Below are 23,354 nucleotides of genomic sequence, written 5' to 3' on the forward strand. Positions count from 1 at the left end.
GGTTTGTTTTTCGGATCAAGGATTCCAATCATCCGGCGGATCGACAGGTAGCAAAGGCGGAATGATGGGATTTCTACCCAAACCATCCATGGCACGTAAGTATTGCCTGCAATCAAGATAAATCTTAGAAAAAGGGGTTTTTACAAATTCCAGCCGGTCTTTGTGAATATATACCCTCATGAACTGCGCATCAGCTGCTAAAAAATAACCCAATACCTGCTCTTCGGGATCATCCAAACTGATCATATTTCCCCTGATATTGGCTGGGGGAGGATCAAAAACACTTCCTGTCAGGCTGAGTTGCTGATTGGTCAGCCTAAGAAATGAGTGGGCCCTTTGGCTTACGCTGAGGTGTAAAAAGTCTAACCTGTACGTTTCCTTGAACCTTACACCATCATCTACCACATACGCTACAACTTTCCGCTGATAAAGACCGTCCACATCCTTGTCGTCATAGGTGATGACATTGGCAGGCTGGGGAATGTCGGTATGGAAGCACCTGGCACAGCAGCTTATCGGGGCATTGTTTGTTCCTTCTGCATCCGGTTCTGTGATAAATACAAAGGTGGATTTCAGTGGTCGCCAATGGTAATAATTTTCAATGCCCTCGGGGTCTTGAAAATGTGCCGTGACCTGAACGCCAACTTCCCCGATGTACTTATTGGTCGTAGCTGTTCTCACTGCCTTATAAGTGAGAGAATCCACCTTCGGTACTTCTGCAACAGTTTCTGGTCTGGAGATATATCTTTTGCCGGAAAAAAGTTCCAACTCAAGGTTATACGTCCTGCCCACTTCTGCACTGAAGTCGGGATCAGAAAAGTAGACCCCCGGCCGGTTTGGATCTTGCGATTCAGTGAATACAAAAGTCCTACCTAGATCGTCCCTTAGCGCTACTTTGGCCAATATTTCAGGTCTGTTGATACCCACAAATGACAAACCGTAAGGTGCATTTCTGGTGAGTTTGACTTCTTGTGGCCCCGGAAGTGTAGTGATTACAGCTTCTACTGTCAAACCCCGGTCAGGCACATCCACTTCAGCATTGTATGGTTCAATGCAGGATGAAAAAAGCAATAAAACAATTATGATGGAATAAAATTTTCCCATTTCTCATTAAAACTTTAGATGCAATATAATGATTTAGAAGGTTTTTCGATTTATACGAAAAAAATCGTATAAATATTTGCATTACGATTCTCTTCGTATAACTTTGTACGAAAGTAATCGTATAGACCGATATGCAAGCTAAACCGACTGAATCCGAACTTGAAATTTTGGCCATACTATGGCCCATGAAGCAGGCTACTGTAAGGGAAATCCACGAGAAACTTGCCGAAACCAAAGACACCGGCTACACCACTACCCTCAAGACCATGCAGATCATGCATGCCAAAGGACTCCTCCGCAGGGATGAGCAGAACCGTACCCACATTTACTTTCCGGCGGTAGACGAGACCGTCACTCAAAAAAACCTGGTGACCAATTTTATGGCCACAGCATTTGGCGGCTCTGCCAAAAACCTGGTGATGCAGGCTCTCGGACAGGGCAATCCCTCCAAGGAGGAATTAGATGAAATCCGCGCTTTCTTGGACCAATTGGAAAATGAACAATAATGGAAACTTTATCCACTTTTATCGCTGAACCCTATTTGCTCGCACTCGGTTGGATGATCGTCCATGCCCTGTGGCAGATCGCAAGCGTGGGTCTGATACTTTGGCTTTCCCTCAGGTTTTTTGGCAAAAAGTCCGCTGCTTTCAAATACAGGCTGAGCATTTCAGCTCTTATATTGATTACTGTATTGGCTTTGGCAACCTTTATTTATGCTATTCCGGAGTCCGGCACGATTCCATCTCATGCATTGGCAAATCCTGAAGATGCGGCTCAATGGCAACAAACTTCCTCCGATCACCTGATCGATGCCCCTTCGGATTGGATGATCGTATCCAAAAGGATAGAAAATTGGCTTCCAACCTTGGTGCAGGTTTGGTTTTTGGGGGCCATGCTGTTTTTGGTAAGGTTGGCGACCTCGCTTGCCGACATCCGCAATCTCCGGCAAAAACGGCATGAGACCGTAGAATCTCATTGGGAGGAAGTATTGGAAAGGCAACTCCAATCGCTTAAAATCTCCAAGCCTGTACAGCTTCTCAAAAGCATCCATGTGGACATGCCGATGACTTATGGCGTGTGGAAACCTGTGATTCTTATTCCAGCAGCACTTTTTTTCCAGCTTTCGCCCCTGCAGCTCGAGGCCATCATCGCCCATGAACTCTCCCATATCAAGCGCCACGATTACCTCGTGAATCTGATTCAATCAGTCTTGGAAGTGTTGTTCTTTTTCCATCCCATATTCTGGTGGATCAACAAAACCGCAAAAGAACAACGGGAGAATGCCTGTGACGACCTGGCGATCAGCATGGGGATTTCTCCAAAAGACCTTGCTTTTGGACTAGCGAATGTGCTGAACTACGCCAAAAATCCGACCCCGGAAATCGCCATGGCTGCTGCCAAAAGCGATAACCCCACACTAAACCGAATCAAAAGAATAATGGGAGTCAAAACCTCCTCTTCACAACCAACTACTATAACCAGCATGACCATGATGATCACACTTTTGCTTGGCGCTACCCTGATGGTAGGCGCAAGCGACAAACCTACCACTGAGTCCTTTGAGGATTTGATGGCCACCGAAATCAATATTAATACGATAGAAGGCAATTGGACAGGCCAATTTGCTTATCCCCAGAAAGACACCGTTCCTCCAAAAGGTCCTGTCATCATGGAAATGGATTGGGAGAAAATGACACCGGAGCAAAAAGAGAAGTTCCAAAAGGAAATGGAAAAGCTCAAGGATCTGGGTGTAGTATTTAAGGATATGAAACCAGTCTTTGAAGGGTTGGGTGATTTAGGATCCTATTTTAAAGCCTTTTCGATAGCACCTTTCGATTTCGAATCAGCACCGATTCCCCCGATCGAATTTTCAATGGCTCCTTTCCCACCTTTGGATTTTGATATGGCGGGAATTCCCGAATTTGATATGGGTGATATTCCTGTAATGGAAATACCCTTGGCGCCGATTTTTGATTTCCCTGATTCCGCTTTGTTTATGGCTGCGCCTATGGCCATGTATTTCCCCGGTGATTCTACTAAGAGTTTTAAGTTTAAATATAACTACCAATACAACTTCGACACGACCAATATGTCCAAAGCCGAAATCCAAAAGAAAAAGGCAGAGATGGAAGTCAAATGGGCAGAGGCAGATAAAAAAAGGGCAGAAGCATTGGAAAAGTGGCAGGAACAAAACAAAGACCGAATAGCTCAATGGCAGCAAAAGGCTGAAGCATGGGAAAAGGAATTTGAACCAAAAGCCAAAGAATTTGAAGCGAAAATGAAAGAATGGGAGGAAGCCAACCGACCTAAAATAGAGGAATTTGAGAAAAAAATGGCCGAATGGGAAAAGGCCAACGCTCCAAAAATGGAAGAGTACGAACAAAAAATGAAGGCTTGGGAGAAAGAAAACCAGCCTAAAATGGATGAATTCCAAAAGAAGATGGAAATCTGGGAAAAAGAGAATAAGGTAAAGCTGGAGGAGTTTCAGAAAAAAATGGAGCAATGGCAAAAGGAACATCAGGAGAAAATGCAGGAGATCCAAAAATCAATTCAGGAATCAACCAAAAAAGAGGACAATTAGTCCTCTTTTTTTGTGGTTTAAGTTATAAACATTATGTCAGTACTTTAACTTAACTGTTAGAATCAAAAACTAAAGTAGAGATTCAATGAATTGTTTGGCAGTCATTATAGGCAAATTTGAATTTTTAAAATCTTTCAGATTTCTCGTTACGATTAGATCCTGTCCATTCTCAATTGCGGTAAAATACTGAAGTCCATCTTCAAAATCTGTGAAAGATTCGTCATTCAAAGCCAATCCGATAACTTTATCATCTAAAGGTAAAATATTTACTATAAGTTTAAGTTTTCGTAGGACGGCCTTCGTTTGATTAGCGTTCATTTGTCTCAATAAAGTGTAACCGGTATTTGCTATAGTCAGGGATGATATTGATAATTCAATAATTTTATTGTCAGCCAGAGAAAATAATTCCGCGGCTTCTTCAAAAAATGGTTCTCTCCTTGACAGTAAGTCAATTAATATATTGGTATCAACAAAAACCTTTTTCATTGATACTTTTCATTTAAAAAATCTCTGTATTCTTTTTTATAGTTAAAATCAGAAGGCAAACTAATAACTCCACTCAAACTTTCAACAAGTGGGGTAATTTCAATTTTTTTGGCATTGTCTTTTTGATTGGAAATGCTGTCCAGGTAAGATTCAATCAATTTTGATAAACTAATATTATGAATCCGAGCATATACTTTGGCCCGTTCTATGACTTTTTCATTTAGCCGCAATGTTAACTTTGTTTCCATAATTACGATAAGTTAGACGTGCAATATTAATTATTCTATACGTCAAAGACAAATTTTTTTTATTCTTTTCTCTTTGATTTGAGGTTAATGAAAAAGGGTAGATTACATTCAAAATATAATTTCAATTTTACAAGGCAACATTTCCCTGCTTTTGGGATGAAATTTCAAATTCAAAAAATAATAGTGAATTTCTTAAGGTGGATTTATCGAATACCTTTTCACCCAATCATTAAGTATTAGAAAGAAAAGGAGGGGTTTAATTACTGCTTTTTGCTAGACCGATTTTTACAAAGCCGACTTCCATTTCCATCTCAATAAATAATATTCCATTGTCAAAGCTAAATGGTACTTCCTCTTTTTTACCTTCTTGGTCTATCATTATTATTTTTTTATTGGTTTCATCTACCTCATATTTTCCGCTTGTAATAGTGCCCATTGCTTGATGATTGAGATCAAAATTACCGCTGTTGTCAAATTTATAAGTGATAGGGAAAATCAAAAACTCAGCTGTTTCTATAAAGTATTCAGCATTTTCTTTTCTTGAAGCATCTTTAAATGAAATTGAATCCGTGTTTTTATTGTAATAAACGATTTCATCTTCATAGGAGATTACTTTCCAATTTCCGGTCAATTCCGGTGAAGTAAGCTTAAAGCTGAATAAGAAAATTATGAATAGCAGTCTTATCATATTAAATTGGGAAAGCTGTTTGAAAACGGTATGAGCGAATGACTATTGGCGATTTTTGGAGTAATTTCTTGTCGGCCCTAATCTTGATGAAAAGCCGAAAAAAATGAATTTTTTATTCTTCAATTCAAGTGACGTTTTTTTAAGACCTCTTCCAAATCCTTGTTCTTATTTGGATTTTTAATCATTCTGTAAATAAAAACAATAGGAATTAACATGGGAATAAGAAATCCCACCTGTTTTTTGGGAGATAAACTCCAGGCAACAAATCCGAAAATGAGTATTCCTGCAAGAAAACCGATGGATGCTGCATGGAAAATTTTAGAATTTTTCAGCTTCTTTTTTTCGGCTAAAAGCTCTTTGTCCGTTAGCTTGTAATAGTCCTTTTTTTCCATTTCAGTTTATTTAATTGGATTTTTACTTTTTAGTGAAGTAACGTGATTCAGCTTGGAGACGGCGGGCATTCGGAGCCGCAATCTTCAAGCTTACTCCTAACTTCTTAAAGATAGTAAACTTTCAATTTACTTTGAACCGCCAGCTGTATCCAAGGTGATGTTATGCACTGGGTTCTTCTTCTTTGTCCATTTACCTGTCTGTTGCTTTTGTCTTATCCGACATTTATCCGACATATCAGACATCTATGAAGCTAATTCATAATAAGCACCTTTTTTTTCACCTATTCGCTTAATGATTTTCAATTCAATCAGTGTTTCTAAATCCCTTAATGCAGTCCTGTCTGTTGTATTGTTTATTTCCTGATATTCTTTGTTAGTGATTCTACCTTTCTCTTTCACATATAACACCGCTTTTACTTGTCGTTCATTCAAGTCAAGTGATTGAAGATGTTTTTCATTGTAAATATCTTTTCTGAACTCTACGGAAATATCGCTTGAATCGTATGTAAAAACTGGTTCGGGGATTCCTGCTTTTTTACATTCGTTGATGATTTTAATAGTTCCTCGTCCCCAAGATTCAATGTATCCACTGCGAAACAAAGCATGTGCAATGTCGGGGTTGTATGGTCGGGAGGCGTGTTTTTCCAATAGGTTTTTAACTGTCCAATTTTCAGGCAGTTGTCCTTCGTTCCAAATCATTAACTTGTCATTATAAACACTGATTTGAATTGGAACACCACCTGAATAGTCTTTATGGGCAACAGCATTTAGCAATGCTTCCCTGATTGCTTCCTTTGGATACTCGTATGTTTCCACACGATTCAATCCTTCATAGCTTATCAAAGCCTTGATGTATTTTGTGAAAAGCAACTCTGTGGTCTTTTCAATTTGTTCAAAAAGATTACCGTGGATTTCATCCTGAAATCTCAAATCACTGTCACTTTCGAAAAATCCAATTTTTATATAAGCCCCTGTTACATATTTTTCAGGATTTGTATAAAAAAGCAGGATAGAGGCACGCTTAAGAAATTTTCCTTCCTTGAGTTGAAGGTTCTCAATAAGGTGGTCATTACTATCAGCTAAACTTTCTTCATCAATTCTTTGGCTTCTGAATGCTCGTTTGCGAAAAAAATCAAATGTTTCTTGCTTAAGGTCATTAGTTGAAACATTCGGAACAGGAACTCCATCCCATCTTTTCCCTTTTTTCTGAAGAAGAAACTTATCAAGTGCCGCTCCTTTTAATTCCTGTTTGGTACTTCCACTTCTATAATGATATTGCCCTTTGTAATTGACTGGATAAGGATATTGCTCAACTAGAATTTCAATAAATTTCCCTTGGTCAGTTTGGTACAGATTAACATCAACCAAAATCCCCAAAGTGTCTCTGACCTTATTTGGGATTTCTTCTAAAAGCTTTTTAGCATCCTTCAAGTCAACTACATTTCCTGAGTCGTCTTTTCCAATAAAAATAATACCTCCATAAGCATTTGCAAAACCACAAATCCATTTTAGGTACTCATCTCTCCAGGTTAATTTAAACTCAATATTTTGCGATTCTGATGTCACTGCTTATAATTAATAATTTTTGAGTAAGAAATTTACTCTTTTTTCTAATGTCATTTTGATGTTCGGGTTTTCTACACTGAGCGATAACGTTTGACAATATGGCCAGTAAGGGATTGCGGGCGATTTCCTATCAGGTTACACGAAACGTTGAAGCGGGCTACAAACCTTCGCATACCTCTGAAACCCTTATTGGCTATATTGTGTGTTAGGCATAGTTTTTATTCCGCTGTTGTTTTTATTTCAGTTTCTTTTTTCAAAAAATGTCTTACATAAATTAGCACTAAAATAGGAACTATGACCAATCCACTGACAAAATTCAATAATGAAACCCAATCAGTCAATTCATTTCCGCCTTTTGAAATTAGAACTATTTCGCCCAAAGGTCCTTTTGAAAATATGGTGTTGTATATAATATTCCAACCCAAATGAAGTCCGAAAGAAAGCATAATTGATTTAGTTTTTGAAAAAGCCCAAGCCCAAGCGTAACCCATTAATCCAGTTCCGATAAAAACTAAAATCATTGCCATTACGTTGCCCAAAACTCCGTATGAGAACCAATGATAAATTCCGAATGCGATTGCGGAAATCAAGATACTTTTTCTTGAGCCTATTTTTTGGATGAGAATGTAAAGTAAAGCTCCACGAAAAATCAGTTCTTCTGTCAATACAGATTTAAAATCCCACCAAAATGATTTTAGTATAATTCCGCTCGTAATATCTTTATTCAAAATCCAAGTCGAAGATTTTAGATACGATTCTAAATATTGAACAAAAACGCAAAGTATTCCAGTAATTAAAAATCCGATTAAGAATTGTTTTAATCTTTTGCCAAATGGAAGAAATCCTAATGCTAAAATACTCTTCTTTTCAATCAGATATAAAAGCAACCACGAAATGGCAATTGCTACTAAAATTCCTATCATTTACTTGGTTGGTTTTAAATTATGCCTAACGTTTGCCTTACGCCATTTATGGCGCCAAATATTCCTATGGGAAGCAATGACGCCATAAGTGGCGGATATTTTCAGGTTACCTAAAGTAATTATTTTTTTAAAAGTCTAACCTATCTAATGGACTTTTAATTTGATCAAAGCCTTTGGTGGTTATATGGGTATATATTTCAGTTGTTTTGGAGCTTTCGTGGCCCAATAGACTCTGGATATACCTTAAGTCTGTGCCATTTTCCAACAAATGGATGAAAAAGTCCTTATTGCTCTGGTTCCGACCAAGCTTCAGGAGAACCCGGATGGCAGTAAATTCCTTCCGGATAAGCAGGATAACCGGTATAATTTAACCTGTTGGGTGGTTTATAAAAAATTAAAGCCCAATCTTAAACGTTTAACTTTTTATCCTGAAATCGCCTAGAGTTCCCTATACTTTCCCCTACACTTCTCCTAACCCCTAGTATACCTTCCCCTACAGATACTCCGTGTATCTCCTAGGGATACTCCGTGTCCTAGCTAGGGATACTCCGTGTCTGGGTTACCCTTTAGCTAAGGATAGGTTGAGTATTAGGTACATTTTAGCTTAGTCTAACCCAATTCAGAATTATGAATTCAGAATTATTATTTTTCTCGTTTCTTTTGATAAAGAGATCTTTCATCCTCTTACCTCGGATTCAAGATGACGACAACCTACATTCAGAATTATGAATTCAGCATTCTGAATTAAATCCAATCACTCGTATTTCAGCGACTTGATCGGATTGGTTGTGGCTGTCTTCAAAGAATGAAAAGCTACCGTAAAGAATGCGACCAACAATGCCAATACTGTCACGCCCAAAAATGTGAAGTAATTCAAAGGGGTCTTATAAGCAAAATTCCCCATCCAAAGGTCAATGATATACCAAGCTGCCGGAATGACTAGAATCCCTGCAAGGATCACCAAGAGCATCACCTCTTTGTAAAGCAGGTAAATGATCCTTGGAATGCTCGCTCCATGGACTTTGCGGATGCCGATCTCCTTGGTACGCTGTGTCGCAGTAAATGCCGAAAGTCCAAGGAGCCCCAAAAGTGAAATGAAAATACAGATGTAGGAAAGGATGGAAATGAGCTTGTATTGGATCTCATCAGATTTGTACTGCTCATCAAAGCGCTGGTCCTGGAAAAAGTATTCAAAAGGATGGTTGGGATCAATTTCCGCCCATTTGGTCTGGATGAATTCCAAAGTCTCAGGAAGGTCGTCGCCTGCCACCTGAAGGTGGAGAAAACCACCTTCTTTCCTGGACTTGACGATCAGCAAGGGCTCTACGATATTGTGGAGGGACATGTAATTGAAATCTTCCACCATGCCGATAATGGTGCCGTCTTCCTCTCCGTGGAACCAACGCACTTTTTTGCCCTCCGGATCATCTCCCCAACCCATCAGTTTGGCAGCTGCACGGTTACACATAAAAACATTGTTGACATCAATCCCGCTTCCCGGCTGGAATTCCCTGCCTGTCAGGAGGTCGATCCCCATGGTTTTGAAATAATCATCTCCCACTGTGATCATGTTGAAGCGCTGCTGCACCATTCCTTCAGGACTTTCGGCATGCATCACGGGCCCACCTGTACCCATTCCCAGTACTGCATAGGAGGTAGTGGCATTGGTGATTTTTGGGTTTTGGAGCAGTTCATTTTTGATGGGCTCAATCCTGTTTTGTACCAAAGTGTCCTGTATTGGAAGAATCAGGATATTTTCTTTGTTAAAACCAAGGTCTTTGTTTCTCACAAAAGAAATCTGATCGCGCATAAAGAAAGTGCAGACCACCACAAATATCGATATGGCAAACTGTGCCGTAGTCAGTACTTTCCTCAGTCGGAGACTTGATTTCTGGTTTTTGAAGGAGCCTTTCAGTGCAGAGATAGTCGGAATGCTGGGTAGGTAAAATGCCGGATAAAGTCCCGAAACAATCCCGATCATAACTGCTACGCCCAGCGATCCAAAGAGCAAGGTTTTGTTGTTCCAAAAGTCCACAACAAGGTTTTTCTGGATCAGGCTGTTGAAGGAAGAGAAATTCAATATCAGGAAGACCAATACTATTGCAAGAACAAGGGATACCAAAGAAAGAAAAACCGATTCTCCCAAAAATGACAACACCAATGATTTTTTGTCACTCCCAAGCGTTTTTTTCATGGCGATTTCAGAAGCGCGATTGACAGACTTGGCAGTAGACAGGTTCATGTAATTGATACAGGCCAAAAGGATAATGAATATCCCGATCGCAGAGAAGGCATAGAGGTAAGCCATATTCCCCGTGGGCTCATCGTCAATCAGGGTAGAATCAAAATGGATGCTTGCCAAAGGCTGCAGGATGGCCTCATACTGTCCGCCCACCTGATCTCCAAATGATTTAAAAAACTTGTCAAAGATCAGGGGAAACTTGTCATAGAAGCGCTGAGGATCGTAATTTTTAGTCATCAAAAAGTAGGTGTAGACATCAGGATTCCAAAATGCCTCGGACTTCACCTGACCCTGATCGATTACCCATTCCCTACTTTTGAGCAATCCCGAAAGCAGGAAGTCAAAACGCATATGGGTGTTGTTTGGTAAGTCCTCAATGACCGCAGTGACTTTCCAGCTTTCTCCGTCTATCAAAAGTGTTTTGTCTAAAGGATCTTCCGAACCGAAATACCTTGCCGCCGCCGAGGCTGATATGACGACAGAATTTAGATCTTGCAATGCAGTTGCCGGATCCCCTGCTATAAAATCGTGCTGGAATACCTTAAAGTAAGCAGAATCTGTACGCACGACATCTTCCTCATAAAAAGATACCTCTGCACCATTTTTCTCATACTTGATCAAAGTATGGTCCCAGGTATTGGCACTTGTCACGGCTTCCACTTCCGGGAATTCGTCCTTGATAATTCCTCCTAACTCTCTTGCTGACCTTGCTCCTCGGATGTCAATTCCTGTTGCTTTGAGGTGACCACCAAGTCGGTAGATCCGCTCATGATTTGCAAAGTGCTGGTCATAAGACAGGTCATGCTGCAAGATCAGGAGCAAGATGATGCTGACAGCGATTCCCATGGCCAGGCCTAGGATATTGAGCAGGGAGAAAAACTTGTCTTTCAAAAAAACTCGGACAAAGAACTTGAGATGGGTACCAAACATAGGAGGGTAGTATTTAGAGTTGTGGTTTAACCTAAAAAATCATGTAAGAATGATGTCAAAAACGATACCAGCTGCATAAACCTAAAAATTGGACAATATAGATGCATTTGCCTGATAGAAAGTGGTCATGAGCGTACACTGACGGTTGTATGCGGACAAGAACAAGGATTCAATTTTAATATTTTAAATTTTGTAAATTGACTTTTCAATGTCTCTTTAGGGAGATGGTGTTGGAGGGAAAAGCAACATATGAACCGTACTTTCCCAAGGAACTTCGATCCGGTCCAATTACCTAAAAAAATGAAAGCCTTGATTTTATAATGCTTTTCCCAATGGGTGGAACAATAGGTTGGATTGGAGCTTCTTACTTTTTTTGATTCAAAAATACCTGTTTAGGAAAATACGAAAATTGCAATGCCTCTTTCTCTACTGCACCAGTTGCTCTATAAAATTCAACGGCTCCAATATCTTCTGTTTCCGCCTGAACAAAGACCTCTTCAAATCCATTTTTGAAACAATGATCTGTGAAGCTGGAAATCAAGGCTTTTCCGATTCCCTGTCTCTGAAAATCTGGTTTGACTCCCAAGTCATACAGGTAGGCCAAAGGCTTCTGGGAATAATATTGGTCTAAGGTATATGCTGTCATACCTCCCAAGACCTCTTGGTCTTTCTCTGTTACCCAAACCATAAAGTTTTTCATTTCTAATACTTTGGATAAATGAGATTTTGGAGGAATATTGAAATTTTCCATTTCAAAGACGGTTTCAAAGATTCTGATAAGATCAATGAATTTGTCAGTTTCTGTTGGATTCAGTTTCCTTATTTCCATAAATTATTTAACGGAAAAATTCCTTTACCTTACCTTCTTCGCATTCAGTTCTTCAAAAAATATATCATCATTGGGAACCTTAAATTCCAGACCTGTAATTTTCATGTCATTGTCAGTCTGGAATTTGACCGTCCCAAAGCTGAACCAGGCATGTTTTTCATCCCATACGATTTCCCAAACATCATAATGCCAATGCCTGAGCTTGGCGGTAAGTCTTGGTGCATTTTCGAATTCAAGAATCATATCGTCTCCATCCATCGACACGCTGATGTTACCATAGACTGGGGCAAAATAATAACCGGTATAGGCGTTAAGCGGCAATGAAGGCTCGGTACCCATGACGCGCCTGGCTTTCATGTCGCTGATCCTGGTATCATTTTTTAGGTTTTCATTGGTACGTGCCAAAAGGTCTGCAGACCAGTCCTTGGTCCCTGTTCCCAAAAATTGGTCAAAAGCATAGTAGGTGGCTGCCATGATGGGGCTTTTGTGGCCGTTGGTCAGGACCACGATGCCGAGGTTTTCTTCAGGAATCATTGTCACCGCAGTGATCATCCCGTCAAATCCCCCTGTATGTCCCACCATAAATTTGCCATGGAAATCTCCCAGATTCCAACCCAGTCCATATCCCGAGAAATGCCTGCCCAAGTCGTTTTTTGAAGTGTGGTCTACCATAAAATTGTTGTGCGGTGTCCAGACCAAATTTCGGGTAGGCTTTGTCAGTAGTGTATCCTTACCATTAATTCCGTGATTCAAATTGAAGATCATCCATTTTGCCACGTCGTTTACGGATGAAACAATACCTCCCGTGGCAGCGATTTCACTCCAGTCCTCAAACTCAATTGGAAAATTCACCTCATTCTCTCTGCCATGTGGGGTTGTTACGTTATCCATATCGTCTAAACCCCTAGCAGAGGTCAGTGTCCTTTCCATTCCCAATGGATCTAAAATTCTTTCTTTGACATTTTCTCCCCAAGTTTTACCTGTGATTTTTTTGATGAGTTCGCCGGCGGTGATATACATCAGGTTGGAGTACCCATATCCGGCGCGGAAGTCATAGGCCTGAGGGAGTTTGCCTGCGAGTTTGATCATGTTTTCTGCACTCATTTCTGATTTGTACCAGATTACATCACCGCTGAATGTACCCAAACCCACCCTGTGACTGAGGATATCCCGCACTGTCACCTGACTGCTGATCCAAGGGTCATTGTAAAGTGAAAAATAGGGGAGATGGTCTTTGATTTTGTCGTTCCATTTGAGTTTTCCTTCCTGCACAAGCATCCCGATGAGGGCAGAAGTGAATGCTTTGGAATTAGAGGCAATGGCATAGAGTGTATTTTCATCAGGTTTCTCAGGTTTGCCTGTTTCGATGAGGCCATAGTTTCCCGTAAAAACCAGTTTTCCGTCCTTGACTATCCCGATACTTGCACCCGGGACATCCCAATCCTGAACCATTTTGGCAAAATAGGCATCGAGTTTTTTGAAGTCAGGGGATTTTTTGGATTGGGCAAAAAGGCTGACTGAAAACAGGAGAAGAAGACTGACAAGTGACAGGGATTTTTTCATTTCTCAGAAAAGGGATGGTTGGAAAAAGAGAATAGGGTACAATATCAAATTCTTTGTCCAAAAAATCAATCCATAAAAATTCCCGAATATTTATTCTGTGATTTAAAAAATCCGCCGATCACACAATTGGGAAGGAAAGTGTGGTAAAAATCGCCTAATCGGAACCAATTGGGTGAATTTACTCCAAAAGCCCCGATTTCTCCTTGCTGACCAATCCTTCCGTAAGCTTGTTTAGCGCCTCGACTTTGTATTCAAAATCTCCTTTTAATGTCTTCCTGTATTCATTGATGTTTTCTACCAATTCATTGATATCTTCCGGTATGACTTCTTCAAGGAGCTGACGCAATCTCTTGGCTGTAGTAGGAGATTTGCCGTTGGTGCTGATGGCGATTTTGACATTGCCTTTGCTGACTATTCCTCCCAAGTAAAAATCACAGAGGTCCGGTGTATCCGCCACATTGACCAAGAGAAACCTTTCTTTGGCATCGTCATGGATTCGTCTGTTGACGGCTTTGTCGTCTGTGGCGGCGATGACGATATGCTTTCCCCCAAGATATTTCTCATGGTAGACATCCTGGATCAACGTGACATAAGGATTGTCTTTTGCCAAAGCCAAAAAATCTTCATTGAATTCTCTTGAAACAGCCGTCACCTGCGCTTTTGGACTGCTTTTGAGCAGGAAAGCCAATTTCTCCGTACCCACAAATCCCCCACCAACCAAGAGGGTATTCAATTGGTGGACTTTAAGGAAGATGGGGTAGAGGTGGTTCATATTCAAGGTTGATATTAGTTGATAATAATTGATATTATTTGATACTTGTTTCCGCCTAATTGAGAAGATATGAAGTACCGTTTCCGGAAAAAATATCTATCAATATCCAATATCAATTAATATCGAACTTACGATTGCACAAAGTATTTGGTTTTGGGTATAAAAGAGGGTATAGATTGGACTCAATATCGCGAAGCAAATATCCAATATCCATCAATATCAATTTTTTAAAACCTCAATTTTAGAATGATAAATTTCCATCAACTGATAACTTTCCTTCACCACTTCCCCAATTACAATTACAGCAGGGCCACCGATACGGCTGTCGGATACTTTGGATTGGATGTCGTTGATCGTTCCTGCTACTATTTCTTGCTCGATGGTCGTTCCGCTTTGGATCATGGCGATAGGAAGCTTGCCTTTACCTGCTTTTTGATAGACTTTGACGATTTCCGAGAGTTTTTTGGAACCCATCAAAACCACTACCGTAGCCGTAGATTGGGTAGCCAAATGCAAATCGCGCGACAGTTCCCCGGAACTAGTGGTTCCCGTGATCACCCAAAAACTCTCCGCCACTCCACGCTTGGTCACCGGAATTCCTGCCGCAGCAGGAACAGCCACCGAAGAAGATATCCCCGGAACCATTTCCGTTGGAATCCCGAATGCTGAGATGAAATCAATTTCTTCCGCTCCTCTTCCAAAAACAAATGGATCTCCACCTTTCAACCTGACCACATGGCCGTATTTCAGGGCATATTCCACGCATAGTCTGTTGGTGTCTTCCTGTGGATTCACTTGGCTTCCTTCCCGTTTTCCAACAAAAACCTTGATGGCATTGTCAGGTGCATGCTTCAAGAGTGCCTTGTCAATCAAAGCATCATAAAGGACAACATCGGCTTTGTTCAGCGCCAATACACCCTTCAAAGTGATCAGTTCGGGGTCTCCCGGACCCGCACCGACCAAGGTTACTTTTGGTTTAATGGCTTGAATCATGCTGTTACCTCCTGTTCTCTATAAGCGCTGATCGCGTCAAATACTTTGATGGCCTCTTTGAAATAAGCTTCTGCAAATTCTTGGGAAGGCTCATTTTTGCTGATTTCATATACAATCGAAGCCAAGTCTTTTTCCAAGCCGATTTTACCTGTTTGGGTGAATGTCTCGTCAAACAAAGCCACGATGTTTGCATAGGAGTTGGTGCTTTTGCTTTCGCTGAGCAAGATTGCTTTTGCGGCATTTACGATCGCAGCATAGGTATGATAGATGCTGTCAGACCATCTTTTCTCTACCAATCCTTCTTTGGAAAGCTCGAGTTTTTCCCTCGCTTCCAACAAAAGTGTAGCTACCAAGTCAATCACCACCCCGGCACATTCGCCCACACCTACGGCTACCTTGTATGCTTCCTCGTGTCCCCAATCAACCTGATCGGCTTCGGTGATGGTGGAGGTTTCTGTCAATACTTTCAGTATGTCGTAGAAATAAATATGTCCAAGTCGGTCATAATAATCCAAAAAGGATTCAGTGCCGTTGCCATTTTTCTCAAAATCCGCTATCAGAATCCGCAAAGCATCCGGTCCCCGGCGGCTTGGAACTTTGATGACTTTGTCTGCAAATCTTCCCTGTCCATTGCCCAATGTTCCGCCTCCTAGTAAAACCTGAAGTGCAGGAACTACCACTTTACCGACTTTCATGGACATGCCCTGAAAACCGATATGCGCCATGTTGTGTTGTCCACAGGCATTCATACAGCCTGAGATTTTGATGGTCAGGTCTTTGTTTTTGAGGTATTGGGGATATTCTGCCAAGATTACTTTCTCCAATTCTTTGGCAATTCCGGTACTGCTCGCAATGCCAAGGTTACAGGTATCTGTTCCCGGGCAAGCGGTGATGTCTCCAAAGGTATTGTATCCCGCATCCGCCAAACCTATTTTTTTCAATTCCTGATAAAAGAAAGGAATGGCTTTTTCCTGGACATCCCGGATAAGGATATTTTGTCTGAGTGTGAATCTCAGCTCATTGTTTGCATATTTTTTGACAAGGTCCGCTATCTGCCTTGCTTGGGGGGTGTAGAAGTCTCCCAAAAGGACTTTCACACCGATCGATACAAATCCTTTTTGCTTTTGGGGAAGGACATTGGTGAGTTTCCATTGCTCATAAGCGAGCTCCAAAGGCTCTTCCAACTCGGGAACTTCCGGTTGGAAAAGCTGTTTGGAATCCTCATAGTCGTTGTGGTTTATGGGATATTTTTTGAATGGAAGGGCTTTTTGTTCTTCTTTGACCAAATCCAGAAAAGCCTCCAATCCGATATCTGAAATCAAAAATTTCATCCGTGCTTTCAGCCTTCTTGCCCTTTCTCCATGTCTGTCAAAAACCCGCAAAACACCTTCGATAAATGGAATCAATTCGTCTGTGGGAAGGAATTCCGTAATCAAATCGGCATGTCTCGGCTGGGAACCCAATCCGCCGCCAAGCATCACTTTAAAGCCACGGATTTCTTGGCCGTTTTCAGTTTTTACTTTTGGGATAAAACCCAAATCGTGGAGGTAAGCCAATGCTGTATCTTCATCAGAAGCTGAAAATGCCATTTTGAATTTCCTGCCCATTTCCTGGCAAACTGGATTTCTCAAAAAGTATTTGAATACCTCATCGGCATATAATGTCACATCAAAAGGTTCATTGGGATCGACACCTGCAGTCTCGGAGGCGGTGACATTCCGTACGGTATTGCCGCAGGCTTCGCGCAAAGTCACATCGTCTTTTTCGAGTTCTGCCCACAATGCCGGAGTTTCATCCAAACTCACATAGTGGATCTGAATATCCTGACGGGTAGTGATGTGGAGTCTGCCTGTAGAATATTTGTCAGAAACATCTGCTATCCGTTTCAGCTGCTCGCTTGTGGCTTTGCCATAAGGAAGTTTGATCCTGATCATCTGCACGCCCGGTTGCCGCTGTCCATAGACGCCACGGGCAAGGCGGAGGCTTCTGAATTTTTCCTCGTCAATCTTACCTTCTCTAAAAAGTCGTATCTTTTTTTCCAGTTCGAGAATATCTTTCTCAACAATGGGATTTTCTATTTCTGTCCTGAAACTTTGCATCTTAAATTAGATTTGAGATTTGAGACATAAGACACAAGACCTTCGTGCCATCTCATCTTTATTTTGATTCACTTTTCCCAAGAATTCTTTCTTGGTACTTGGTACATTGTACTTCGTACAATTAGTCAATAAACCCAACTCCTACCGTATCATAACTTCCTTCGTCGATCAGGATAAACCTGCCGTTGGATTTGTTGTCATGGTAAGTGTCAAAGTGGATAGGCTTACTCAACCTGAAGTTCACCTTTCCGATGTCATTAAGCTTGAGTTGGGAGGCGGGTACTTCACCCGAGAAATCCGTGTGGATCACCGATTCGATGCTCTCAACCTTTGCCAAAACCCTGTTGATGCCATGCTGAAGGGTATATTTATCTCCCACTTTCAAAGGCTTGGAATTGACCTGGCATATAGTGGCAGTGATCTGCTTTTCTGATTTTGGCAGTTCAGAAGATTTCACCAACATGTCACCGCGGCTGATGTTGACTTCATTTTCCAAGGTGATCGTGATGGAAGCGCCGGGCAATGCCTCAGAATATTCCTGGTCAAAGAAATGGATGGTTTTGATTTTGGATTCGGTGAAGGAAGGCAATACCGTCACTTCGTCGCCCACCTTAAGGCTTCCGCCATAAAGTTTGCCGGAAAATCCCCTGAAATCATGGAAAGCTTCCGTCCTAGGTCTAGTGACATATTGGATCGGAAATCTTGCCACCGTGCTTTCATGTAAATCCGATGGTTCCAATACTTCAAGATGGTCTAAAAGTGTATTTCCGACATACCATGGCATGAGTTCCGAATGCTTCGCAATATTTTCTCCTTTCAATGCTGAGATAGGAATGAAAGTGATCTGATCTGTTTTGAAGTCACTTTTTTCTACCAAAACTTCAAAGTCAGCTTTGATTTTAAGGAAAATATCTTCGTCGTAATTGACAAGATCCATTTTGTTGACTGCCACAACCACATGTCCGAGACGGAGGAGGTTGCTGATGAAGAAATGCCTGTTTGTCTGCTCAATCACACCTTTTCTAGCATCAATCAAAATGATCGCGACCTGCGAAGTGGAGGCTCCTGTCACCATATTTCTGGTATACTCCACGTGTCCGGGAGTATCTGCAATGACAAAATTGGTCTTTGCGGTATTGAAATAAATATGTGCCACATCGATGGTAATGCCCTGCTCGCGCTCTGCAATCAAGCCATCGGTAGCCAAAGAAAAATCAAGGTAATCAAAACCACGTTGACGGCTGGTTTTTTCGATTGCTTCCAGTTTATCAGTAGTCAGGGATTTGGTGTCATACAAAAGCCTTCCGATCAGGGTGCTTTTGCCATCATCCACCGAACCTGCTGTTGCGATTTTTATAAGTTTTCTATTGTGTGTCATGGGAAAATGGTAAATGAGTTAATGGTTATTGGTCCTCGGACAACTGACGACGGACTATGGCTGAATCTAATTTTTTGACCAATCTGTCTCACGTCTCATGTCTCTTTAAAAATAGCCGACTTTCTTTCTGCTTTCCATGGCTGCTTCTGAGCGTTTGTCGTCGATCCTTGCGCCCCGCTCGGAGATGGTCGAATCCCTGATTTCTGCTACCACTGCATCCAAAGTGTCTGCATCCGAAAGTACAGCTGCAGTACAGGTCATGTCGCCGACAGTCCTGAATCGGACCATTTTCTCAAATACTTCCTCGTGGGATTCCCTGTACACATGCTCGTTGGCTGTCCAAACCATGCCGTCGCGGAAGAAAACTTCCCTTTTGTGCGCGAAATAGATGGAAGGAATCGCGATGTTTTCAGTTTTGATATATTCCCAGACATCGAGTTCAGTCCAGTTAGAAATCGGGAATACCCGCACGTTTTGTCCTTGATGAATCCGGCCGTTAAGCATGTCGAATAACTCGGGCCGCTGGTTTTTTTCATCCCACTGACCAAAATCATCTCTGACAGAAAAGACCCTTTCTTTGGCCCTTGCTTTTTCTTCATCCCTTCTCGCACCTCCGATACAGGCGTCAAATTTGAATTCTTCGATGGCATCCAAAAGGGTAGTGGTCTGAAGGGTATTTCTGCTGGCATACCTTCCTCTTTCTTCGGTGACTTTCCCTTGGTTGATGCTGTCCTGCACGTTGCGAACGATCAGTTCAAGACCCAATTCGGCGACCAATTGGTCACGGAACTCGATGGTCTCCGGGAAATTATGTCCTGTGTCAATGTGCAGCAAAGGGAAAGGAATCCTCGCCGGGTAAAATGCCTTTTGGGCCAATCTGACCAAGGTGATAGAATCTTTTCCTCCCGAAAAAAGCAGAACAGGTCTTTCAAACTGCGCCGCCACTTCCCTCAGGATATGGATCGATTCTGCTTCTTTGGGATTAGGTATTAATAGGTTAGACATGTCTTTTACTTTTGTTTCTCAAATCTTTTTTCTCGAATCTCGCTTCTCATCTAGCGTGTAGTCCACATTCCTTTTTGGAATCTTCCCACCACCATCTCCCTGCACGGGCATCTTCTCCGGGCATGATTGCCCGGGTACAAGGGGCACAGCCGATACTGACAAAGCCTTTGTCATGGAGCGGGTTGTAGGGAATATTTTTTTGGTTGATATAGGCTATTAATTCTTCATATGTCCAATCCAATAGTGGGTTGAACTTGATGATCTGATTGGCTTCGTCCCATTCGATTTTTTTCATATCGCTTCGATTGGCACTTTGTTCTGCCCTCAATCCGGTTACCCAAACACTGTTTCCTTTCAAAGCCCTTTTCAGGGGTTCAACTTTCCTGACAAAGCAGCAGGATTTCCTGTTATCTACAGACTCGTAAAACCCATTGATTCCCAGTTTTTCCACCAGATTTTCGACCGTTTCACGTTCCGGGTATAGGACTTTGATTTTGGTGTTGTATTTGGATTCAGTTCTTGCTATCAAGTCAAGTGTCTCTGGAAAAAGTCTCCCTGTATCCAATGAAAATATATGTATGGGAAGAAAATTGTCGGCGATCATTTGGGTGATAACCTGGTCTTCTTGGCCCAATGAGGTAGAAAAAACCACTTTCCCTCTGAAAAGATCAGAAAGAAATGCCAATCCCTCAACTGGAGAAAGGTTGTCGATCTTTTCGCTGAGGTTATGCAAATTCTTTTTTAGGCTCATCTTTTTCAATTTTTGTTGCACTTTCCCATGCCCTTTCATGAAAGTAGTAGAGAATGATTTTGGTGACCACCTCGATGGATCCTATTGATATCGCCATCACCAACTGCCCGGTGACAAAAAAAGAGATCACCATGGTATCCAAAGTCCCGACGATTCTCCAGGAAATGGATTTCATAAAGCTCTTGAAATTGGAGTCTTTGCCCTGTTTGGTTACAAACCACTTTTTGATCGGCTGGTCTAAAATCATATAGTTAACATTATAACACTTTTACAAAAGTATATAAAGTCTATAAATATTATAGGGTATTAGGGTAAAAAATTTTATTCTTTGTCCAAAATGTCAGCCAATGACTTGTTTTCCAACACATTGAGCATCTCGTCGCGAACCTGGATCATGACTTTATTGAGCCCGCAAAGTGCTTCGCTTTTGCATTCCACACATGGTTCGTAATAATTGAGACTAACACAGGGCAGCAGGGCAATAGGGCCGTCCAGTAGGCGGATGACTTTAGAAAGGGCAATTTCTTTGGGGTCTTTGATCAAATAATATCCTCCGCCCTTACCTTTTTTGCTTCCGAGTATGCCTGCTTTCCTAAGTTCCAGGAGGATGTTTTCCAAAAATTTATGTGAGATGCCATACTCTTCAGAAATATCCTGGATCAGCACGGTTTTTTGGTCACGGTGCTTGCCAAGGTAAGTCAGGGCGTGAAAAGCATATTTGGTTTTTTTGGAGAGCATGGATACAAAAATAAGGGAAAAAACGAAAATGGCTACATGACCAAGGCCTTATCGAAAAGGGGTATTCTGATTGCAATGAATTGCATTGATTTTTTACAACCAAATATTCACAAACTCCGTACCTGCATCTTGGTCCTGCAAAGGGACATTCACGACCATCCGTTGCTACTTTCTTGGATTTGCATTAAGTTGCAATCTTGAATGCACCTGTACCAACCTGAATGGGTTATTATGAAGAAGCTATCATATTCATTTTTATTTTTCCTGGTTATCTTCTTCCACGGGGGCAAGTCTTTTTCACAAAATATCATCAAACTTGATAGCCTGCAGTTGGCACTGAAACGTGCCGGTTCAGATACTGCAAAATTCAACACCTTGATGCAGCTTTCTAATCTCTATAATGGTACCGATTACTTGAAGGCGTTGGAATTTGCACGTGAAGCAAAAGAATTTGCCATTGAAAAAAAACTCAAGAAAAAAGAGTTGTTGGCAGAAACAACCATCGGAAATGTAGCCATAAGCCAAGGAAATTATAAAATAGCGGCTACCCACTATTTTAATGTTCTAAAAGCCTACGAGGAAATTCAGGATACCTCAGGCATTATTTCGCTCAACAACAATCTCGGCGCTGCCTATGACCGAATGGGTGAATTTGACAAAGCGCTTGCAAGTTTTTTTAAAGCACAAGAATACCTGAATGCTTCCAATAATGGTGAAAACAAAAAATTGGTCCTTCCTTCTATCTATAACAATATAGGGAACATTTACCAAACCAAAGGAGACCCTAATTCAGCTTTGACTTACTATGAAAAAGCACTTGACCTCGCCCTTCAGGTACCCAAACTCAAAGCCCAGGGCATTGCCTACAATAATATCGGAAAACTCTATTTCAATGAATTGAATCAGCCCGAGAAAGGATTGGAATATTTGACAAAGGGACTGGCTTTCAGAGAAGAAATAGGTGATTTGGGAGAAGTGGCAAGGTCTCTCGTCATCCTGAGTAATTTTCACTTTCAGCAAAAGGAATATGCAAAAGGAAAACAATACGCCCAAAGGGCACTCGAAATCGGTGAAAAAATAGGTTCTCTGGACATTCAAAGTTCAGCATTTGGCCGCCTTTCAGAAATTGCAGAAGCAAATGGTGATTTTCAGACCGCCTTGGTTGCATTCCGTAAATCAAAAGAATTTAACGACAGCATTATCAACCAGCAGGCAAGTCGGGAGATCACCCGTCTCCAACTGCAATATGATTTTGAAAAAGAAGAAAAAATTCGGTCAGAAGAAGCCAGTCAAACCCGCTTCAAATATCTTCTTACCATTACGGCACTATCGGTTGGGCTGATTTTAGCGGTATTGATCACCTTTATCATCCGGTCCAAAGCCCGTCAGACAGAAATGAACCAAAAAAACCTGGCTTTGGATGTTGAGATCAAGAATAAGGAACTCACGACCAATGTCATGTACCTGATCCGCAAAAATGAACTGATCAACAACGTCGCTGAGCGTTTATTGAAGCTTCAGCGTCGTGTTCTTCCCGAAAACCAAAAAGTGTTTCAGGAGATAATTTTGGATCTTCAGCGAGAAGCAGACAATGATTCATGGAAGGAATTTGAACTCCGGTTCAATCAGGTGCACAGTGAGTTTTATACCACGCTGCGCAAACTTTATCCTGATCTTTCTCCTGCAGACGAGAAGCTCTGCGCTTTCCTGAGGCTTAATATGAGCTCTAAAGAAATTGCTGCAGTAAGTCAGCAAAGCATCAAAAGTGTGGAAGTGGCTAGGGCCAGGCTGCGCAAAAAACTGAATCTTACCAATACCAATTCCAATTTGGTATCCCATTTGGCCAATTTATAGCAGGTTAAAAGCGATTATTTTTCCTATGGAAGATTTGTTTCTATTTTTTTTCAATACACTGAAATACAAATATTTATATTTTTTTGCTAAGGTGATGTTAAGGTTATTTTAACTGTTTTCGGTATTAATTCTAAGGTTTATTTTTTTCTGGTAGTAGTTATTCAAAGGTCCAATAATTTTTTGCTGTCCTAATCCAAACTTTCTTTAACCAC

General features: G+C 41.3%; 21 protein-coding genes and 1 pseudogene. 3 read left to right on the plus strand and 19 right to left on the minus strand.

Going from position 1 to position 23,354, the window contains the following annotated elements; genetic code table 11:
• Nucleotides 1-15 precede the first annotated feature (15 nt).
• Nucleotides 16-1,104 carry a DUF4249 domain-containing protein gene (locus tag NK987_RS06460; RefSeq protein WP_258422907.1) on the minus strand — a complete coding sequence of 363 codons (1,089 nt, stop codon included), beginning with the start codon at nt 1,102-1,104 and terminating at the stop codon, nt 16-18.
• 131 nt (nt 1,105-1,235) lie between these two features.
• On the opposite strand from NK987_RS06460, the gene NK987_RS06465 reads away from it, so the two are divergent.
• Together NK987_RS06465 and NK987_RS06470 are read left to right on the plus strand one after the other, a co-directional pair.
• Nucleotides 1,236-1,610, plus strand: coding sequence for a BlaI/MecI/CopY family transcriptional regulator (locus tag NK987_RS06465; RefSeq protein ID WP_259263198.1), 375 nt, complete (start codon nt 1,236-1,238; stop codon nt 1,608-1,610).
• On the plus strand, nt 1,610-3,685 hold the full coding sequence (locus NK987_RS06470; protein ID WP_259263199.1) for a M56 family metallopeptidase: 2,076 nt from the start codon (nt 1,610-1,612) through the stop codon (nt 3,683-3,685). Before NK987_RS06465 ends, NK987_RS06470 begins: the two co-directional genes overlap by 1 nt.
• Before the next feature lie 69 nt (nt 3,686-3,754).
• Here NK987_RS06470 and NK987_RS06475 read toward each other — a convergent pair whose 3' ends face one another.
• The 18 genes and pseudogenes from NK987_RS06475 to NK987_RS06560 all read right to left on the minus strand — a co-directional run bounded on the left by NK987_RS06475 (nt 3,755) and on the right by NK987_RS06560 (nt 21,288).
• On the minus strand, nt 3,755-4,171 hold the full coding sequence (locus NK987_RS06475) for a type II toxin-antitoxin system VapC family toxin (protein WP_259263200.1): 417 nt from the start codon (nt 4,169-4,171) through the stop codon (nt 3,755-3,757).
• Nucleotides 4,168-4,419, minus strand: coding sequence for a DUF6364 family protein (locus NK987_RS06480; RefSeq protein ID WP_259263201.1), 252 nt, complete (start codon nt 4,417-4,419; stop codon nt 4,168-4,170). Before NK987_RS06480 ends, NK987_RS06475 begins: the two co-directional genes overlap by 4 nt.
• 256 nt (nt 4,420-4,675) lie before the next feature.
• Nucleotides 4,676-5,050 (minus strand): hypothetical protein, encoded by a 375-nt coding sequence (locus NK987_RS06485; RefSeq protein ID WP_259263202.1) that lies wholly within the window; start codon nt 5,048-5,050, stop codon nt 4,676-4,678.
• A 176-nt stretch (nt 5,051-5,226) separates the two neighbouring features.
• Entirely contained in the window at nt 5,227-5,499 is a 273-nt protein-coding gene (locus tag NK987_RS06490; protein ID WP_259263203.1) for a hypothetical protein, read from the minus strand.
• A gap of 243 nt (nt 5,500-5,742) precedes the next feature.
• Nucleotides 5,743-7,065 carry an ATP-binding protein gene (locus NK987_RS21450; RefSeq protein ID WP_259263204.1) on the minus strand — a complete coding sequence of 441 codons (1,323 nt, stop codon included), beginning with the start codon at nt 7,063-7,065 and terminating at the stop codon, nt 5,743-5,745.
• A 218-nt stretch (nt 7,066-7,283) separates the two neighbouring features.
• A complete protein-coding gene (locus NK987_RS06500; RefSeq protein ID WP_259263205.1) occupies nt 7,284-7,988 on the minus strand; it encodes a CPBP family intramembrane glutamic endopeptidase in 705 nt (234 codons plus the stop codon).
• Between the two features lie 127 nt (nt 7,989-8,115).
• Nucleotides 8,116-8,268: pseudogene (locus NK987_RS06505) on the minus strand (tyrosine-type recombinase/integrase); the annotation flags it as partial.
• Nucleotides 8,269-8,742: 474 nt separating this feature from the next.
• Nucleotides 8,743-11,160, minus strand: a complete 2,418-nt coding sequence (locus NK987_RS06510) for an ABC transporter permease (RefSeq protein WP_259263206.1) — start codon at nt 11,158-11,160, stop codon at nt 8,743-8,745.
• Between the two features lie 364 nt (nt 11,161-11,524).
• Nucleotides 11,525-11,989, minus strand: a complete 465-nt coding sequence (locus tag NK987_RS06515) for a GNAT family N-acetyltransferase (protein ID WP_259263207.1) — start codon at nt 11,987-11,989, stop codon at nt 11,525-11,527.
• Between the two features lie 24 nt (nt 11,990-12,013).
• Nucleotides 12,014-13,552: a serine hydrolase gene (locus NK987_RS06520; RefSeq protein ID WP_259263208.1), complete on the minus strand. Its 1,539-nt coding sequence runs from the start codon at nt 13,550-13,552 to the stop codon at nt 12,014-12,016.
• A gap of 178 nt (nt 13,553-13,730) precedes the next feature.
• Nucleotides 13,731-14,324 carry a precorrin-2 dehydrogenase/sirohydrochlorin ferrochelatase family protein gene (locus NK987_RS06525; RefSeq protein ID WP_258422896.1) on the minus strand — a complete coding sequence of 198 codons (594 nt, stop codon included), beginning with the start codon at nt 14,322-14,324 and terminating at the stop codon, nt 13,731-13,733.
• A 219-nt stretch (nt 14,325-14,543) separates the two neighbouring features.
• Nucleotides 14,544-15,317, minus strand: coding sequence for a uroporphyrinogen-III C-methyltransferase (cobA, locus tag NK987_RS06530; protein ID WP_258422895.1), 774 nt, complete (start codon nt 15,315-15,317; stop codon nt 14,544-14,546).
• Nucleotides 15,314-17,416 carry a HEPN domain-containing protein gene (locus NK987_RS06535; RefSeq protein ID WP_259263209.1) on the minus strand — a complete coding sequence of 701 codons (2,103 nt, stop codon included), beginning with the start codon at nt 17,414-17,416 and terminating at the stop codon, nt 15,314-15,316. The genes cobA and NK987_RS06535 overlap by 4 nt, the downstream gene beginning before the upstream one ends.
• 121 nt (nt 17,417-17,537) lie before the next feature.
• Entirely contained in the window at nt 17,538-18,794 is a 1,257-nt protein-coding gene (locus NK987_RS06540) for a sulfate adenylyltransferase subunit 1 (RefSeq protein ID WP_258422893.1), read from the minus strand.
• Nucleotides 18,795-18,899: 105 nt separating this feature from the next.
• Nucleotides 18,900-19,799 carry a sulfate adenylyltransferase subunit CysD gene (cysD, locus tag NK987_RS06545; protein ID WP_258422892.1) on the minus strand — a complete coding sequence of 300 codons (900 nt, stop codon included), beginning with the start codon at nt 19,797-19,799 and terminating at the stop codon, nt 18,900-18,902.
• 46 nt (nt 19,800-19,845) lie between these two features.
• Nucleotides 19,846-20,550 (minus strand): phosphoadenylyl-sulfate reductase, encoded by a 705-nt coding sequence (locus tag NK987_RS06550; RefSeq protein WP_259263210.1) that lies wholly within the window; start codon nt 20,548-20,550, stop codon nt 19,846-19,848.
• On the minus strand, nt 20,525-20,797 hold the full coding sequence (locus NK987_RS06555) for a DUF2061 domain-containing protein (RefSeq protein ID WP_258422890.1): 273 nt from the start codon (nt 20,795-20,797) through the stop codon (nt 20,525-20,527). Before NK987_RS06555 ends, NK987_RS06550 begins: the two co-directional genes overlap by 26 nt.
• Nucleotides 20,798-20,871: 74 nt before the next feature.
• Nucleotides 20,872-21,288 carry an RrF2 family transcriptional regulator gene (locus NK987_RS06560; protein WP_259263211.1) on the minus strand — a complete coding sequence of 139 codons (417 nt, stop codon included), beginning with the start codon at nt 21,286-21,288 and terminating at the stop codon, nt 20,872-20,874.
• A gap of 231 nt (nt 21,289-21,519) precedes the next feature.
• Between NK987_RS06560 and NK987_RS06565 the strand changes: the two genes are divergently transcribed.
• Nucleotides 21,520-23,142 carry a tetratricopeptide repeat protein gene (locus tag NK987_RS06565; RefSeq protein ID WP_259263212.1) on the plus strand — a complete coding sequence of 541 codons (1,623 nt, stop codon included), beginning with the start codon at nt 21,520-21,522 and terminating at the stop codon, nt 23,140-23,142.
• Nucleotides 23,143-23,354 lie beyond the last annotated feature (212 nt).

This window comes from Aquiflexum gelatinilyticum (genome assembly GCF_024813435.1).
Lineage (GTDB): Bacteria > Bacteroidota > Bacteroidia > Cytophagales > Cyclobacteriaceae > Cognataquiflexum > Cognataquiflexum gelatinilyticum.

What these genes read in the sequence shown, in the direction of transcription:
- NK987_RS06465 (WP_259263198.1), top strand. Translation starts at nt 1,236, where the DNA reads ATGCAAGCTAAACCGACTGAATCCGAACTTGAAATTTTGGCCATACTA.
- NK987_RS06470 (WP_259263199.1), top strand. Translation starts at nt 1,610, where the DNA reads ATGGAAACTTTATCCACTTTTATCGCTGAACCCTATTTGCTCGCACTC.
- NK987_RS06560 (WP_259263211.1), bottom strand. Translation starts at nt 21,288, where the DNA reads ATGCTCTCCAAAAAAACCAAATATGCTTTTCACGCCCTGACTTACCTT.
- cysD (WP_258422892.1), bottom strand. Translation starts at nt 19,799, where the DNA reads ATGTCTAACCTATTAATACCTAATCCCAAAGAAGCAGAATCGATCCAT.
- cobA (WP_258422895.1), bottom strand. Translation starts at nt 15,317, where the DNA reads ATGATTCAAGCCATTAAACCAAAAGTAACCTTGGTCGGTGCGGGTCCG.
- NK987_RS06550 (WP_259263210.1), bottom strand. Translation starts at nt 20,550, where the DNA reads ATGAGCCTAAAAAAGAATTTGCATAACCTCAGCGAAAAGATCGACAAC.
- NK987_RS06515 (WP_259263207.1), bottom strand. Translation starts at nt 11,989, where the DNA reads ATGGAAATAAGGAAACTGAATCCAACAGAAACTGACAAATTCATTGAT.
- NK987_RS06565 (WP_259263212.1), top strand. Translation starts at nt 21,520, where the DNA reads ATGAAGAAGCTATCATATTCATTTTTATTTTTCCTGGTTATCTTCTTC.
- NK987_RS06500 (WP_259263205.1), bottom strand. Translation starts at nt 7,988, where the DNA reads ATGATAGGAATTTTAGTAGCAATTGCCATTTCGTGGTTGCTTTTATAT.
- NK987_RS06525 (WP_258422896.1), bottom strand. Translation starts at nt 14,324, where the DNA reads ATGAACCACCTCTACCCCATCTTCCTTAAAGTCCACCAATTGAATACC.
- NK987_RS06535 (WP_259263209.1), bottom strand. Translation starts at nt 17,416, where the DNA reads ATGCAAAGTTTCAGGACAGAAATAGAAAATCCCATTGTTGAGAAAGAT.
- NK987_RS06540 (WP_258422893.1), bottom strand. Translation starts at nt 18,794, where the DNA reads ATGACACACAATAGAAAACTTATAAAAATCGCAACAGCAGGTTCGGTG.
- NK987_RS06520 (WP_259263208.1), bottom strand. Translation starts at nt 13,552, where the DNA reads ATGAAAAAATCCCTGTCACTTGTCAGTCTTCTTCTCCTGTTTTCAGTC.
- NK987_RS06510 (WP_259263206.1), bottom strand. Translation starts at nt 11,160, where the DNA reads ATGTTTGGTACCCATCTCAAGTTCTTTGTCCGAGTTTTTTTGAAAGAC.
- NK987_RS06490 (WP_259263203.1), bottom strand. Translation starts at nt 5,499, where the DNA reads ATGGAAAAAAAGGACTATTACAAGCTAACGGACAAAGAGCTTTTAGCC.
- NK987_RS06480 (WP_259263201.1), bottom strand. Translation starts at nt 4,419, where the DNA reads ATGGAAACAAAGTTAACATTGCGGCTAAATGAAAAAGTCATAGAACGG.
- NK987_RS06555 (WP_258422890.1), bottom strand. Translation starts at nt 20,797, where the DNA reads ATGATTTTAGACCAGCCGATCAAAAAGTGGTTTGTAACCAAACAGGGC.
- NK987_RS06460 (WP_258422907.1), bottom strand. Translation starts at nt 1,104, where the DNA reads ATGGGAAAATTTTATTCCATCATAATTGTTTTATTGCTTTTTTCATCC.
- NK987_RS06475 (WP_259263200.1), bottom strand. Translation starts at nt 4,171, where the DNA reads ATGAAAAAGGTTTTTGTTGATACCAATATATTAATTGACTTACTGTCA.